The 14,859-nt window shown below is 56.7% G+C and carries 14 protein-coding genes; 13 read left to right on the forward strand and 1 reads right to left on the reverse strand.

Annotated features, from left to right (window positions below):
• Window positions 1–38: 38 nt before the first annotated feature.
• Window positions 39–509 carry a Cys-tRNA(Pro) deacylase gene (gene ybaK / locus NTD86_RS04065; protein ID WP_262200881.1) on the reverse strand — a complete coding sequence of 157 codons (471 nt, stop codon included), beginning with the start codon at window positions 507–509 and terminating at the stop codon, window positions 39–41.
• A 378-nt stretch (window positions 510–887) separates the two neighbouring features.
• Here ybaK and NTD86_RS04070 point away from each other — a divergent pair, with 378 nt between their 5' ends.
• The 13 genes from NTD86_RS04070 (at window position 888) to NTD86_RS04130 (ending at window position 14,855) form a co-directional block, all read left to right on the forward strand.
• Entirely contained in the window at window positions 888–1,739 is an 852-nt protein-coding gene (locus NTD86_RS04070) for an MIP/aquaporin family protein (protein ID WP_262200882.1), read from the forward strand.
• 88 nt (window positions 1,740–1,827) lie between these two features.
• On the forward strand, window positions 1,828–3,333 hold the full coding sequence (glpK, locus tag NTD86_RS04075) for a glycerol kinase GlpK (RefSeq protein WP_262200883.1): 1,506 nt from the start codon (window positions 1,828–1,830) through the stop codon (window positions 3,331–3,333).
• A 149-nt stretch (window positions 3,334–3,482) separates the two neighbouring features.
• The gene (locus NTD86_RS04080; RefSeq protein ID WP_262200884.1) at window positions 3,483–4,238 is read left to right on the forward strand and encodes a DeoR family transcriptional regulator; all 756 of its coding nucleotides are present in this window, start codon (window positions 3,483–3,485) and stop codon (window positions 4,236–4,238) included.
• A 316-nt stretch (window positions 4,239–4,554) separates the two neighbouring features.
• Window positions 4,555–6,093, forward strand: coding sequence for a glycerol-3-phosphate dehydrogenase (gene glpD / locus NTD86_RS04085; RefSeq protein ID WP_262200885.1), 1,539 nt, complete (start codon window positions 4,555–4,557; stop codon window positions 6,091–6,093).
• 351 nt (window positions 6,094–6,444) lie between these two features.
• Window positions 6,445–7,365, forward strand: a complete 921-nt coding sequence (locus NTD86_RS04090) for a glutamate/aspartate ABC transporter substrate-binding protein (protein ID WP_262200886.1) — start codon at window positions 6,445–6,447, stop codon at window positions 7,363–7,365.
• A 199-nt stretch (window positions 7,366–7,564) separates the two neighbouring features.
• Complete coding sequence (locus tag NTD86_RS04095; RefSeq protein WP_262200887.1) at window positions 7,565–8,311, forward strand: amino acid ABC transporter permease; 747 nt, start codon at window positions 7,565–7,567, stop codon at window positions 8,309–8,311.
• Window positions 8,311–8,985 (forward strand): amino acid ABC transporter permease, encoded by a 675-nt coding sequence (locus NTD86_RS04100; RefSeq protein ID WP_262200889.1) that lies wholly within the window; start codon window positions 8,311–8,313, stop codon window positions 8,983–8,985. The genes NTD86_RS04095 and NTD86_RS04100 overlap by 1 nt, the downstream gene beginning before the upstream one ends.
• On the forward strand, window positions 8,982–9,716 hold the full coding sequence (locus NTD86_RS04105; RefSeq protein ID WP_055101030.1) for an amino acid ABC transporter ATP-binding protein: 735 nt from the start codon (window positions 8,982–8,984) through the stop codon (window positions 9,714–9,716). The genes NTD86_RS04100 and NTD86_RS04105 overlap by 4 nt, the downstream gene beginning before the upstream one ends.
• 137 nt (window positions 9,717–9,853) lie before the next feature.
• Window positions 9,854–11,758 carry an ATP-binding protein gene (locus tag NTD86_RS04110; protein WP_262200890.1) on the forward strand — a complete coding sequence of 635 codons (1,905 nt, stop codon included), beginning with the start codon at window positions 9,854–9,856 and terminating at the stop codon, window positions 11,756–11,758.
• Window positions 11,755–13,080, forward strand: coding sequence for a sigma-54-dependent transcriptional regulator (locus NTD86_RS04115; protein WP_262200891.1), 1,326 nt, complete (start codon window positions 11,755–11,757; stop codon window positions 13,078–13,080). Before NTD86_RS04110 ends, NTD86_RS04115 begins: the two co-directional genes overlap by 4 nt.
• Window positions 13,080–13,415: a GlpM family protein gene (locus tag NTD86_RS04120; RefSeq protein ID WP_262200892.1), complete on the forward strand. Its 336-nt coding sequence runs from the start codon at window positions 13,080–13,082 to the stop codon at window positions 13,413–13,415. Before NTD86_RS04115 ends, NTD86_RS04120 begins: the two co-directional genes overlap by 1 nt.
• A gap of 148 nt (window positions 13,416–13,563) precedes the next feature.
• Window positions 13,564–14,484 carry an arginase gene (locus NTD86_RS04125; RefSeq protein WP_262200893.1) on the forward strand — a complete coding sequence of 307 codons (921 nt, stop codon included), beginning with the start codon at window positions 13,564–13,566 and terminating at the stop codon, window positions 14,482–14,484.
• Complete coding sequence (locus NTD86_RS04130) at window positions 14,481–14,855, forward strand: EamA family transporter (RefSeq protein WP_262200894.1); 375 nt, start codon at window positions 14,481–14,483, stop codon at window positions 14,853–14,855. Before NTD86_RS04125 ends, NTD86_RS04130 begins: the two co-directional genes overlap by 4 nt.
• Window positions 14,856–14,859 lie beyond the last annotated feature (4 nt).

Raw genomic sequence — 14,859 nt, forward strand, 5'->3', positions numbered from 1 at the left:
ATGGCATTGAGGAGCGAGCCTGGCTCGCTCCAGCAGCCTTAAACCCGACCTATCTCTGCAAACGTCGCCTGCGTATGCTCTGCCAGCACCGACGGCGCCAGTTCAACTTCCAACCCGCGTCGGCCGGCGCTGACATAGATCGTCTCGAACGCCTTGGCGCTCGCATCAATGAACGTTCGCAAGTGCTTCTTTTGCCCCAGCGGGCTGATCCCGCCCAATAGGTAGCCTGTCGCTCGCTGAGCCGCAGCAGGGTCAGCCATTTCGGCTTTTTTGACCCCGGCAGCGTGAGCCAACGCTTTTAAATCAAGACTTCCGACGACCGGTACAACGGCGACCAATAATTCACCTTTTTCACTGCTGGCCAACAACGTCTTGAACACTTGGGCCGGCTCGAGATTGAGCTTTTCCGCGGCTTCCAACCCATACGACGCGGCCTTAGGGTCATGTTCGTAGCTATGCACTCGGTGTTGGGCGCGAACTTTTTTCAGCAGATCCAATGCAGGCGTCATGACAGCCCCTGTTGTGTTTTGACTAAAGATTCAGATGCCGGATTTTAGGCTATTGGCCAATAAAAAACGCGCTAGATCGGGCATTCCGGCTGTCTTTGTAGCTGAATCGTTACAGTGATTCATACCAATTTGTATTTTTTCCTTACAGAAAACTAACACCAAAAACTCATATGAAAGTCAGAATGTGAATACTCGTTCACTTTCGACCTTTGACAGCAGTGTTTCTTGTCTATATTTTTTCGATTCTGAATATGTTGCCTTTACTCAGGTTCTATTACCGTCCTGTGAATACCCAAAAAAGACAGCATCGTTTTTTTGCACCGCAGCACAAACAGCACTGACTAACGACGTCAAAAAACAACAAAAATGAGGTTTCAAATGACGACTGCAACGCAGCACCCCAAGCTTTCAGGTCAGTGCCTTGCCGAGTTTCTCGGTACCGCACTGTTAATCTTTTTCGGTACCGGTTGCGTTGCGGCTCTCAAGGTCGCGGGTGCCAGCTTTGGCTTATGGGAAATCAGCATCATCTGGGGCATTGGCGTCAGCATGGCGATCTACCTGACGGCAGGCGTTTCCGGCGCGCACCTCAATCCAGCAGTCAGCATTGCGCTGTGCCTGTTCACCGACTTTGATAAACGCAAACTGCCGTTCTACATCCTGGCGCAAGTCGCCGGCGCCTTTTGCGCGGCGGCACTGGTTTATACGCTCTACAGCAATTTGTTCTTCGATTACGAACAAGCGCACCACATGGTTCGCGGCAGCCAGGAAAGCCTCGAGCTAGCCTCTGTGTTCTCGACGTATCCGCATCCGGCGCTGTCAACGTTGCAGGCCTTCTTGGTTGAAGTGGTGATCACGGCGATCCTCATGGGCGTGATCATGGCCCTCACTGATGACAAAAATGGCTTGCCGCGTGGCCCGCTGGCTCCTCTGCTGATTGGCCTGCTGATTGCTGTAATCGGCAGCTCGATGGGTCCGCTAACAGGGTTTGCAATGAACCCGGCACGAGATTTCGGTCCTAAACTGATGACATTCTTCGCCGGCTGGGGCGAAATTTCGTTCACCGGAGGCCGCGATATTCCTTACTTCCTGATTCCAATTTTTGCACCCATCGTGGGTGCATGCCTCGGCGCAGCCATTTACCGCGGGTTGATTGCCCGCCACTTGCCAGAGGTTGAGTCCGTGCCTGCGGACGCTCCAGTGGTCGCCGAGGTGAAAACCCAGGCTTCTTGATACCGACTTATGAAACGGGGCGCACGAGACGACTGCCCGTCACTGTCTCGCGCCCTGAAACCATTACTTCATTCTGCAAGGCAACCTCATGACCGACATTCAGAATAAGAACTACATCATTGCGCTGGACCAAGGCACCACCAGTTCGCGAGCGATCATTTTCGATCGTGACGCCAACGTGGTTTGCACGGCGCAACGCGAGTTTCAACAGCATTACCCGCAAGCCGGCTGGGTAGAGCATGACCCGATGGAAATCTTCGCCACCCAGAGCGCTGTCATGGTTGAAGCGCTGGCCCAGGCGGGCCTGCATCACGATCAGGTTGCTGCCATCGGCATTACCAACCAGCGTGAAACCACCGTCGTGTGGGACAAGGTCAGCGGTCGCCCGATCTATAACGCCATTGTCTGGCAGTGCCGACGCAGCACCGAAATCTGCGAACAGCTCAAGCGCGATGGCCACGAGCAGTACATCAGCGACACTACAGGCCTGGTGACCGACCCGTACTTCTCGGGGACCAAACTCAAGTGGATCCTCGACAACGTTGAAGGCAGCCGCGAGCGTGCGCGCAAGGGCGAGTTGCTGTTCGGCACCGTCGACAGCTGGCTGATCTGGAAATTTACCGGCGGCAAAACCCACGTTACCGACTACACCAACGCCTCACGCACCATGCTCTTCAACATCCATACCCTGGAGTGGGATGCCAAGATGCTTGACGTGCTGGATATCCCGCGCGAAATGCTGCCAGAGGTCAAGTCTTCTTCTGAAATCTATGGCCGCACCAAAAGCGGCATCGCCATTGGCGGTATTGCAGGCGACCAGCAAGCAGCGCTGTTTGGCCAGATGTGCGTAGAACCGGGGCAAGCCAAGAACACCTACGGCACCGGCTGCTTCCTGCTGATGAACACCGGCACCAACGCCGTCAAATCGACCCACGGCCTGCTGACGACCATCGCCTGCGGCCCACGCGGCGAAGTGGCCTACGCCCTGGAAGGTGCCGTCTTCAACGGCGGTTCGACTGTGCAATGGCTGCGCGATGAACTGAAAATCATCAATGACGCCCTCGACACCGAATATTTTGCCAGCAAGGTCAAAGACAGCAATGGCGTGTATCTGGTGCCTGCTTTCACCGGCCTGGGTGCTCCTTACTGGGACCCATATGCCCGTGGCGCACTGTTCGGTCTGACCCGTGGCGTACGCGTAGATCACATCATTCGTGCATCACTTGAGTCGATTGCCTACCAGACTCGTGACGTTCTGGACGCCATGCAGCAAGACTCGGGCGAACGTCTTAAAGCCTTGCGCGTTGACGGTGGCGCCGTGGCCAACAACTTCCTGATGCAATTTCAGGCCGACATTCTCGGGACCATGGTTGAACGCCCACAAATGCGTGAAACCACAGCGTTGGGCGCCGCCTACCTGGCAGGTCTGGCTTGCGGCTTTTGGGGCAGCCTGGATGAATTGCGCAGTAAAGCAGTGATCGAGCGCGAATTCGAACCTCAGCTCGATGAAGCCAGCAAAGAGAAACTCTATGCTGGCTGGAAGAAAGCAGTAGAGCGCACCCGCGACTGGGAACCTCACGAGGAAAGCAACTGAGTCTGCCTACCCATACAGCAGGCTAAACACCCAACGGGCGCCCTTCGCGCCCGTTGTCACATTGGTATTCATGGCACCTGCGTGTAGCAGGCTGGCCCCTTCCTGCGGCATCATGAGCGCATTTTGCTTCGCCGCCCAAAGGAAACTCCATGAATCTGCCTCCACGCCAGCAGCAGATCCTCGAACTCGTTCGCGAGCGCGGCTATGTCAGCATCGAGGAAATGGCTCAGTTATTCGTCGTTACACCTCAGACCATCCGCCGAGACATCAACCAATTGGCCGAGGCTGATTTGCTGCGTCGCTATCACGGCGGCGCGGCCTATGATTCCAGCGTTGAAAACACGGCCTACGCCATGCGCGCCGATCAAATGCGCGATGAGAAACGCCGGATCGGCGAAGCAATCGCCGCACAAATTCCTGACCACGCTTCGATATTCATTAATATCGGCACCACTACCGAGTCAATTGCTCGGGCGCTGCTCAACCACAACCACCTCAAGATCATCACTAACAACCTGCATGTCGCTTCAATCCTCAGCGCCAAAGACGACTTTGAAGTGCTGATCGCAGGCGGCAATGTACGTCGTGACGGCGGCATTGTCGGCCAGGCCAGTGTCGACTTCATCAATCAGTTCAAGTTCGATTTCGCACTGATCGGTATCAGTGGCATTGACTCGGATGGCAGCCTGCTGGATTTTGACTATCAAGAAGTCCGTGTTTCACAAGCCATCATCGCCAATGCCCGACAAGTGATTCTGGCAGCGGACTCCAGCAAATTCGGGCGCAATGCCATGGTCCGGCTGGGACCCATCACTTTGATTGACTGCCTGGTGACCGACCAGCACCCCGTGCCAGAACTGACGCAATTGCTGTCACAGAACAAGATCCGCCTCGAGGTGGTTTAAGCCCGCCCCGCTCCACGCTGTAAGAGCTGTAAGAGCTGTAAGAGCTGTAAGAGCTGTAAGAGCTGTAAGAGCTGTAAGAGCTGCCGCAGGCTGCGATCCTTTGATAGTGAGGTCAAACGATCGCAGCTTTAGCCCCTGAGCAACTCCTGCACGGTCTTTCGCACCGCTGAATGTTCGAAAATCTTCCTTTCAATACTATTCGATGAGTTTTTTCAATCGAAGGGCACTGGCTGCGCGCTAATTTATCCGCTACCATTTTCGCAAATGAACATTAATGTTCGAATTCAAATATGCGTAAATAACGCGAGGCCCCGACATGCCCTTGACTACCGTGCCAGCCACTCCTCTTGCCGAGGTCTACGACGTTGCCGTGATTGGTGGCGGAATCAATGGTGTCGGCATCGCGGCTGACGCTGCAGGTCGCGGGCTGTCTGTCTTCCTGTGCGAAAAAGACGACTTGGCCAGCCATACCTCCTCGGCCAGTAGCAAACTGATTCACGGTGGCCTGCGTTACCTTGAGCATTACGAGTTCCGTTTGGTACGCGAAGCGCTGGCTGAACGTGAAGTACTGCTGGCCAAAGCACCGCACATCGTAAAACCCATGCGCTTTGTACTGCCACATCGCCCGCACCTGCGCCCAGCCTGGATGATTCGTGCCGGTCTGTTTCTCTACGACAACCTGGGCAAACGCGAAAAGCTCGCCGGTTCTGTCAGCCTCAAGTTCGGCGCAGACAGCCCACTCAAGCCGGAAATCAGCAAAGGCTTTGAATATTCTGACTGCTGGGTGGATGACGCTCGTCTGGTCGTACTCAATGCCATGTCTGCGCGGGAAAACGGCGCTCACATTCACACCCAGACCCGCTGCGTCAGCGCACAGCGTAATAAAGGTCTGTGGGAATTGAATTTCGAACGTGCCGACGGCAGTCTTTTCTCGATTCGCGCCAGAGCCTTGGTCAACGCCGCCGGCCCTTGGGTAGCGAAGTTCATAAAAGACGACCTGAAACTGGATTCGCCTTACGGCATCCGCCTGATTCAAGGCAGCCATCTGATCGTGCCCAAGCTGTATGACGCGCCCAATGCGTTCATTCTGCAGAACGAAGACCAGCGAATCGTGTTCACCATTCCATATCTGGACCAGTTCACCATCATTGGCACCACAGACCGCGAGTACACGGGTGATCCGGCTCAGGTCAAGATCACTGAGCAAGAAACCGATTACCTGTTGAAGGTCGTTAACTCACACTTCAAGAAGCAACTGAGCCGCGACGATATTCTGCGCACCTACTCGGGCGTACGCCCACTGTGCAATGACGAGTCGGACAACCCGTCGGCGGTGACGCGTGATTACACCCTCGCCCTGTCAGGCGCTTCGGGCGAAGCGCCGCTGCTGTCCGTGTTCGGGGGCAAATTGACCACCTACCGCAAATTGGCCGAGTCAGCCATGGCGCAACTGACCCCCTACTTCACCCAGATCAAACCCAGCTGGACAGCCAAAGCGACCTTGCCGGGCGGCGAAGACATGACCACGCCCCAGGCCCTTGGCACTGCACTGATCAACAAACATAACTGGCTAGACGCGGCCATTGCCAAACGCTGGGCAATAACCTACGGCAGCCGCGCCTGGCAGATACTGGAAGGCGTACAAAGCTTGAGCGAGATGGGTGAGCACATCGGCAGCGGCCTCTATAGCCGTGAGGTGGATTACCTCTGCCGCCAGGAATGGGCACTGGATGCGCAAGATATTCTGTGGCGCCGGACCAAACTGGGCTTGTTCACCACCGCAGCCGAGCAAGAGCGCCTGGCGCAGTACATGGCCAGCCTGAACCTCAAGCCACGCAAGGTCGAGGCTGCCTGAACCGCAAAGCCCCCGCTTCAATAGGTACAGTGAACAGGCCAGCCTCGCGATATTCGACAGCCAGAAGATCGCGAGGCTGGCCTTACACTGCCGCCAACTTCATTCGGTTTTCCGAACGCTCATAGCCTCGCCATTCGGCTTTCCGGGCAAAGCTCTTTTTGCCACTCTCCCTTAAAATATAAATAATCTATATAAATCAGTAGGTTATCGTTTATTTCCAGCTCTGGCATGACTCATGCTCTACACTCAGAGCCGAATGCCAAAACATCGCTCAGGCGGTTTGGCTTTTCGAAGTACATAAAGGGCTCGTGAACGGGCTCAAATAAAAAAAACAATGTCGAGGAAAAATCGATGCGCATCGTTCCGCAACTTTTGGGCGCAGCCATTGCTGCTGCTCTGATTAGCACTCCAGTTTTTGCCGATGAACTGACCGGCACACTGAAGAAAATCAAAGACTCCGGCACCATCACCCTTGGGCATCGTGACTCCTCCATCCCGTTTTCTTACATTGCAGATGGCACCGGTAAACCGGTCGGCTACTCGCACGATGTGCAACTGGCAATCGTTGAGGGCCTGAAAAAGCAACTCGATCTGCCAGACCTCAAGGTCAAGTACAACCTGGTCACCTCCCAGACCCGTATCCCGCTGGTACAAAACGGCACCGTCGACGTTGAATGTGGTTCTACCACCAACAACGCCGAGCGCGCTCAGCAAGTCGATTTCTCGGTCGGCATTTTCGAAATCGGTACTCGTCTGCTGTCCAAAAAGGATTCGTCCTACAAGGATTTCGCTGACCTGAAAGGTAAAAACGTCGTGACCACCGCGGGCACCACGTCCGAGCGCATCCTCAAGGCCATGAACGCCGACAAGCAGATGGGCATGAACGTGATCTCGGCAAAAGACCACGGTGAAGCCTTCAACATGCTGGAGTCGGGCCGCGCAGTCGCATTCATGATGGACGACGCCCTGCTGGCTGGCGAAATGGCCAAAGCCAAGAAGCCGACTGACTGGGCCGTTACTGGCACACCACAGTCCTATGAAATCTATGGCTGCATGGTGCGCAAAGGCGATCCAGCCTTCAAAAAGGCAGTGGATGACGCCATCGTTGCCTACTACAAGTCCGGTGACGTTGAAAAATCCTACGCCAAGTGGTTCCAGTCGCCTATTCCACCGAAAGGCCTGAACCTCAACTTCCCGATGAGCAAAGAGCTCAAAGAGCTGATTGCCAATCCGAACGACAAGCCAGCGCCAGAAGAGAAACCGGCAGCCTGATCCTTGAATAACAAGGTGTGTGAGTGCGCATGGACGCACTCACACACCTTGTTCTCCTGCTGTACTGGCTATTTATGTATTAGTGAGCACTCGAACCGTTGGTTATCGAGCGGTTTGCGTGTGCCCGACAGCACTGTCGGTGTGAACGGATTCCCTAAGCAAGTGCTCGTCAATAGACCCATCTGAGGGGTGACCCTGAATGAATTACAACTGGGACTGGAGCGTCTTCTTCAAGTCCACCGGCGTAGGCCGCGAGACATATCTCGACTGGTTTATTACCGGACTGGGCTGGACCATCGCGATCGCTGTTGTCGCCTGGATCATCGCGTTGCTGCTTGGTTCGCTGCTGGGCGTGATGCGCACCTTGCCGAACCGCTTTATCGCGGGCATTGCCACGGTTTACGTGGAAATTTTCCGAAATGTGCCCCTGCTGGTACAGCTGTTCATGTGGTACTTCCTGGTCCCCGACCTGCTGCCGCAGAACCTGCAGGACTGGTATAAGCAAGATCTCAACCCAACGACTTCGGCTTACCTGAGCGTGGTGGTGTGCCTGGGCCTGTTTACCGCTGCACGGGTGTGCGAACAAGTGCGCACCGGTATCGAAGCGCTGCCACGCGGCCAGGAATCAGCGGCCCGTGCCATGGGTTTCAGCCTGTCGCAGATCTACTGGAACGTGCTGCTGCCCCAGGCTTATCGCATCATCATTCCGCCGCTCACCTCAGAATTCCTCAACGTGTTCAAGAACTCCTCCGTGGCGTCCCTGATCGGTCTGATGGAACTGTTGGCACAAACCAAACAGACGGCCGAGTTCTCTGCCAACCTGTTTGAAGCCTTTACCCTGGCCACGCTGATCTACTTCACGCTGAACATGAGCTTGATGCTGCTTATGCGCCTGATCGAGAAAAAAGTCGCCGTACCCGGCCTGATGTCTCTGGGGGGCAAATAATGGACTTCTTCGATTTCAGCGGGATTGTTCCTGCCCTGCCGGGCCTGTGGAACGGCATGATCATGACCTTGAAGCTGATGGCGCTCGGCGTCATCGGTGGCGTTGCACTCGGTACTGTTCTGGCGCTGATGCGCTTGTCATCCAGCAAATGGCTGGCCAACCTGGCCGGCGCCTACGTGAACTATTTCCGTTCGATTCCGTTGCTGCTGGTGATTACCTGGTTCTACCTGGCCGTGCCGTTCGTGCTGCGCTGGATCACCGGCAAAGACACGCCAATTGGTGCCTTCGAGTCGTGCATGGTGGCTTTCGTCATGTTCGAGGCCGCTTACTTTTGCGAGATCGTACGGGCTGGTGTGCAGTCGATTCCAAAAGGCCAGATGGGCGCTGCCAAAGCGTTGGGCATGAGCTATGGCCAGGCCATGCGCCTGATCATCCTGCCCCAGGCGTTTCGCAAGATGACTCCGTTGCTGTTGCAGCAAAGTATTATTTTGTTCCAGGACACCTCGCTGGTTTACACCGTGGGCCTGGTGGACTTCCTCAATGCTTCGCGCTCCAGTGGCGATATCATCGGCCGCTCCAATGAATTCCTGATTTTCGCCGGTCTGGTGTATTTCATCATCAGCTTTTCCGCCTCGCTGCTGGTCAAGCGTCTGCAAAAAAGGTTTGCCGTATGATCTCGATCAAGAACATCAACAAGTGGTACGGGGACTTCCAGGTACTGACCGATTGCAGTACCGAAGTCAAAAAAGGCGAAGTGGTTGTCGTCTGCGGCCCATCGGGCTCGGGCAAATCGACCTTGATCAAGTGCGTCAACGCCCTTGAGCCGTTCCAGAAAGGCGACATCGTGGTCGACGGCACATCGATTGCCGACCCGAAAACCAACCTGCCAAAACTACGCTCACGGGTTGGCATGGTGTTCCAGCATTTCGAACTGTTCCCGCACATGACCATCACCGAAAACCTGACCATTGCTCAGGTCAAGGTGCTGGGCCGCAGCAAGGAAGAAGCCACCAAAAAAGGCCTCGAACTGCTGGAGCGTGTTGGCTTGTCGGCCCACGCCCACAAGCATCCTGGCCAGTTGTCCGGTGGTCAGCAGCAGCGCGTAGCGATTGCCCGCGCTTTGGCCATGGACCCGATCGTGATGCTGTTCGACGAGCCGACCTCGGCACTTGACCCGGAAATGGTTAACGAAGTACTCGACGTGATGGTGCAACTGGCCCAGGAAGGCATGACCATGATGTGCGTCACCCACGAAATGGGTTTTGCACGCAAGGTGGCCAACCGGGTGATCTTTATGGACCAGGGCAAGATCGTCGAAGACTGTGAGAAAGAAGAGTTCTTCGGTGACGTAAGCGCCCGCTCCGAACGCGCCCAGCACTTCCTCGCCAAAATCCTGCAGCACTAAATAGCACCACGCCTCGCAGGAGCGAGCTTGTCTCGCGATCTTTTGATCTTCTAAAAGATCGTGAGACAAGCTCGCTCCTACAGGTGATATCCGTTAATCAGCTGCCATTGCGCAGTGGTTGACCCAAGGCATCTGTGATGAAATGCGACCCCAACCTTTATCGCGGTGCCCCGCCCTCACTTGCCGTGAAACCACGCCTGCTTCGTCATTTACTGTTGCCGCCGCTGATTATCCTGATGATGATCGGGCTGGGTTATGCGGGTTATCGCATCAGTGAACATTTCGGGGTCACTACCCTTAGCGAAAGTGGCGAACGCCAGCTTGAGTTGCACGCGCGCACGGTCGAAAGCGAACTCAGCAAGTACACCTACCTGCCCAGCCTGCTGGAGCTGGAGTCCAGTGTTTCAACCTTACTGGCGGACCCGACCGTGCAAAATCGGGTCGCCGTCAATCAATACCTCGAAGGCCTGAACCGCCGCAGTCGCAGCCGGGCTATTTACGTGCTCGACACCACCGGCCGGGTCGTCGCCACCAGCAACTGGCGGGATACCGACAGTTACCTGGGTGAGGACTTGTCTTTTCGCGCTTATTTCCAGGACGCCGTACGCGGCCAACCGGGGCGCTTCTATGGTATTGGCAGCACCACCGGCGAGCCGGGTTACTACCTGGCACACGGCCTGGAGGAGCAAGGCAAGATCATTGGCGTCGCGGTGATCAAGGTCCGTCTCGAAGCCCTTGAAGAACGCTGGCAGCGGGCGCGCCTCGAAGCCTATGTCAGTGACGAAAACGGCATCATCATTCTGTCCAGTGACCCGGCCCGACGGCTCAAATCGGTTCGTCCGCTGACCGCTGATATCAAGGAACAATTGGCGCGCAGCCTGCAGTATTACTGGTGGCCATTGATCGAACTGCAGCCGCTGGCGCGCGAGCGACTGGGTGAAGGTATCGAGAAAGTAACCTTTACGGCCAATAACGAGGTCGTCACCGACGACAAGGAAGTCAGTTATCTGGCCCAGACCCGCAGGCTCAACGACACACCATGGGACATCACCCTGCTCACCCCCTTGCAAGACTTGAGACGCGAAGCGGCCAATCAGGGGATGCTGGTGGCGGGAGCGTTTGCACTGCTGGCCTTTTTGCTGATTGCCTGGAACGAGCGGCGTAAAGTCATCGCCACGCGGCTGGCAGCCCGCGAAGCCTTGCAAGAGGCCAATAACCAGCTGGAACGCAAAATCACTGAACGCACGGCCCACTTGCGCGCCAGCAACGAACGCCTCAAAGGCCAGATTCGCGAGCGTCGCCAGGCAGAAGAAACCTTGCGCCGCGCCCAGGACGAACTGGTGCAAGCCGGAAAACTGGCGGCCATCGGGCAAATGTCTACGAGCATTGCCCACGAGTTGAACCAGCCGCTGGCAGCCCTGCGAACCCTGTCCGGCAACACGGTGCGCTTTCTGGAGCGTGGCGACCTGACTGTTGCGGCCAACAACCTGAGCACCATCAATAATCTGGTCGACCGCATGGGCCGCATCACCGCCAACCTGCGCTCATTTGCACGGCGCGGTGACGACCATGGCCAAGCCAATCTGAACAAAGCAATCGAGGCCGTGTTGCAACTGCTCGCCAGTCGTCTTGAAGACTCAGGCATTGTGCTGCACCAACACTGCAGCGATGCCGCCCTCAAGATCGATCAAACCCGGCTCGAGCAGATCCTCCTCAACTTGATCGGCAATGCGCTGGACGCCCTCCAGGACCAGCCAGATGCCCCGCAAGTGTGGCTTGAGGGCGAACACAGTGACGGTAAATACCGTTTGCGCGTGCGCGACAATGGCCCCGGTATTGATCCAGAAAACCGCAAGCATCTGTTTGAACCGTTTTTCACCACCAAACCCGGCGAGCAAGGCCTTGGCCTTGGTTTGACCCTGTCTGCCAGCCTCGCGGCGGCCGCAGGCGGCAACCTGGGCGTCGAGTTCCCGCAGCCTGGTGGTGTCGCCTTTGTCCTCCTTTTACCGCTGGTGCAACCTGCTAAGGCCGAGCCGATATGAACCACGAGCTGACCGTCCTGATTGTTGAAGACGACCCTCACGTACTCTTGGGCTGCCAACAGGCGCTCGCGCTAGAAGACATTCAGTGCGAAGGCGTGAGCAGTGCCGAGCAGGCCCTGGCGCGAGTCGGCGATAATTTCCCCGGCATCGTCATCAGTGATATCCGCCTGCCGGGCATGGATGGCCTGGAGTTGCTCAAGCGACTCAAAGCCCGCGATCGTAGCCTGCCGGTGGTCTTGATTACCGGTCATGGCGATATTTCCATTGCTGTCGGCGCGATGCGCGACGGTGCCTACGACTTTATGGAAAAGCCGTTCTCCCCGGAACGTCTGGTGGATGTGGCACGCCGAGCGCTGGAGCAACGCAGCCTGGCCCGCGAAGTGTGGTCATTGCGTCGTCAATTGGCCGAACGCGACTCGCTGGAAGGACGCATCATCGGCCGCTCGCCGGCCATGCAGCAATTACGCGAATTGATCGCCAACGTCGCCGATACATCGGCCAATGTGCTGATTGAAGGTGAAACCGGGACCGGCAAGGAGTTGGTCGCCCGTTGTCTGCACGACTTCAGCCGTCGCCAGCCCCAACAGTTTGTCGCCCTCAACTGCGGCGGATTGCCCGAAAACCTGTTTGAAAGCGAAATCTTCGGCCATGAAGCCAATGCCTTCACCGGTGCCGGAAAACGCAGGATCGGCAAGATTGAGCACGCCAACGGCGGCACGCTGTTTCTCGACGAAGTCGAAAGCATGCCGATCAACCTGCAAATCAAACTGCTACGGGTCTTACAGGAGCGCACCCTGGAACGCCTGGGCTCCAACCAGAGCATTGATGTCGACTGCCGGGTGATTGCCGCGACCAAATCCGACCTTGATCAGTTGGGCAAGTCGGGCCAATTTCGCAGCGACCTTTACTACCGCCTGAACGTGGTCACCCTCGAACTGCCGCCGCTGCGCGAGCGCCGCGAAGACATCCTGCAGTTGTTCGAATACTTCCTGCAGCAATCGTCCCTGCGGTTTGACCGCACCGCGCCTGAACTGGATAACCAGACCCTGTCCAGCCTCATGAGCCATGACTGGCCGGGGAACGTGCGAGAACTGCGCAACGTGGCCGAACGATTTGCGCTGGGCCTGCCGGCCTTTAAAAAGCCGGGGAGCAGCACGTCACAAGGGCTGGGTTTTTCCGAGGCTGTCGAAGCTTTCGAACGCACCCTGCTCACCGACGCTCTGCAACGCAGTGGCGGCAATCTGACCCAAGCCAGCCAGGAACTGGGCATGGCCAAGACCACATTATTCGACAAAGTTAAAAAATACGGGCTCGCGCACTGATGGATCTGGTTCTTAAAGCCGCTCTGGGGGCGGGTGTCGTCATCATCCTGGCGATCCTGGCAAAAACCAAAAACTACTACATCGCCGGTCTGGTCCCGCTGTTCCCGACCTTTGCCTTGATCGCTCACTACATTGTTGGCAAAGGCCGTTCAATAGACGACCTGAAGACCACCATCGTGTTCGGCATGTGGTCGATCATCCCGTATTTCGTCTACTTGGCTGCGCTGTATGTGCTGGTGGACAGGTTGCGCCTTGAAACCTCGCTGGCATTGGCGGCAGTGGCCTGGCTAATCGCCGCTACGGTGCTGGTGAGCGTTTGGGTCCGTCTGCACTGAGCCGCGGCTCTTGCGATCTTTAAAAGATAAAAAGATCGCGAGACAAGCTCGCGCCAACAGGCAAGACAAAGCAGGCACGACCCTTGCATTTCCTCTACAAAGCCCGCCCGGCCTGGTTCGGCGGCGATTGAACGGGGTAAATGACACATTGAACATTCTCGATCTCGACCATAGTCTGACCGCCCAGGCGCCGATTGCGCAGCGATTGGCCGATGGCCGCGCAACACGTCTCGATTTGCTCGAATTAGGCCCAAAATTGCGGCTCTGGTCGACCGAGCGCAATTACCAGCGCTTCGTCAAACAGCTGCAACAGCGTCCGAAAGCTCCCGCGAACAAGCCAGAAATATTCTTTATCGGTTCTGGCGACTACCACCACCTTACGCCGGCACTATTGACTGATCTGCGTGAGCCCGTGACGCTGATCCACTTCGACAACCACCCGGACTGGGTCCGCTTTGCCCCCCGCCGGCATTGCGGTTCGTGGGTCAATCGCGCGCTGAAACTGCCGAATATCAAACGCATCATCACCCTCGGCCCGTGCAGCGACGACCTGGAGAACCCTCAGTTCAAAGGCGGCAACCTGGGCGCCTTGCAACGCGGCGACTTGCAGCTCTTTCCTTGGCAACACGCCCCCACCAAAGTCTGGGGGCGGATCGGCGATGCCGCTGGTCACGAACAGCGTGAAAACCTTCTGCACTGGCGCAACCTGGCCGATCAGGACTGGCCAACCTTTATCGACCAACTGATCCAGGGGCTGCCAACTGAAGCGGTGTGGATCACCATCGACAAAGACGTGCTGGCCAGCGAAGACGCCGCCACTAACTGGGACCAGGGTGGCATGCGCCTGACCCACTTGTTGCACGCCATACGCGCCCTGGCGTCCAGCAAACGCGTATTGGGCATTGATGTGTGCGGCGAATTTGCCAAGGCTCCGCACACCAACGTGCTCAAACGCTGGGAGGCCAAATCAGATCAGCCGCCGCCGGAGCGCTGGAGCGACACCGACCTCTTGCGCAACTCAACCACTAACCAAGCGTTGATTTCGCTATTTGAGGAGTTGTACCCGTGACGCTGATTGTGATCTTGCTGGTGGCGTTTTCGATTGTGCTCGATGTAATTGGTCAACTGTGCTTCAAGGTGGGCCTTGACCGCTTGCCCGAACTGGAAGGCGGCTTCCGCCTGAGTGCGTTCTGGGGCCAAGTGTTTAACGCCCCTATGTTATGGGCCGGGGTCGGCGCTTATGTCATCGAATTTTTCGTCTGGCTCGAAGCCTTGTCACGCGCTCCGCTGAGCCTGTTGTTCCCGGCTGCGGCGCTGGCTTACTGCGGCGTGGTGTTCGCCGGCAAGGTATTTCTGGGCGAACACGTGAGCCGTCGCCGCTGGATGGGCACGCTGGTGATCACCTTGGGCGTGATGCTGGTCTGCATCGCCGGAACATAAGGAG

This window comes from Pseudomonas sp. 7P_10.2_Bac1 (assembly GCF_025465935.1).
Lineage (GTDB): Bacteria > Pseudomonadota > Gammaproteobacteria > Pseudomonadales > Pseudomonadaceae > Aquipseudomonas.

What these genes read in the sequence shown, in the direction of transcription:
- ybaK (WP_262200881.1), bottom strand. Translation starts at nt 509, where the DNA reads ATGACGCCTGCATTGGATCTGCTGAAAAAAGTTCGCGCCCAACACCGA.
- NTD86_RS04070 (WP_262200882.1), top strand. Translation starts at nt 888, where the DNA reads ATGACGACTGCAACGCAGCACCCCAAGCTTTCAGGTCAGTGCCTTGCC.
- glpK (WP_262200883.1), top strand. Translation starts at nt 1,828, where the DNA reads ATGACCGACATTCAGAATAAGAACTACATCATTGCGCTGGACCAAGGC.
- NTD86_RS04080 (WP_262200884.1), top strand. Translation starts at nt 3,483, where the DNA reads ATGAATCTGCCTCCACGCCAGCAGCAGATCCTCGAACTCGTTCGCGAG.
- glpD (WP_262200885.1), top strand. Translation starts at nt 4,555, where the DNA reads ATGCCCTTGACTACCGTGCCAGCCACTCCTCTTGCCGAGGTCTACGAC.
- NTD86_RS04090 (WP_262200886.1), top strand. Translation starts at nt 6,445, where the DNA reads ATGCGCATCGTTCCGCAACTTTTGGGCGCAGCCATTGCTGCTGCTCTG.
- NTD86_RS04095 (WP_262200887.1), top strand. Translation starts at nt 7,565, where the DNA reads ATGAATTACAACTGGGACTGGAGCGTCTTCTTCAAGTCCACCGGCGTA.
- NTD86_RS04100 (WP_262200889.1), top strand. Translation starts at nt 8,311, where the DNA reads ATGGACTTCTTCGATTTCAGCGGGATTGTTCCTGCCCTGCCGGGCCTG.
- NTD86_RS04105 (WP_055101030.1), top strand. Translation starts at nt 8,982, where the DNA reads ATGATCTCGATCAAGAACATCAACAAGTGGTACGGGGACTTCCAGGTA.
- NTD86_RS04110 (WP_262200890.1), top strand. Translation starts at nt 9,854, where the DNA reads ATGAAATGCGACCCCAACCTTTATCGCGGTGCCCCGCCCTCACTTGCC.
- NTD86_RS04115 (WP_262200891.1), top strand. Translation starts at nt 11,755, where the DNA reads ATGAACCACGAGCTGACCGTCCTGATTGTTGAAGACGACCCTCACGTA.
- NTD86_RS04120 (WP_262200892.1), top strand. Translation starts at nt 13,080, where the DNA reads ATGGATCTGGTTCTTAAAGCCGCTCTGGGGGCGGGTGTCGTCATCATC.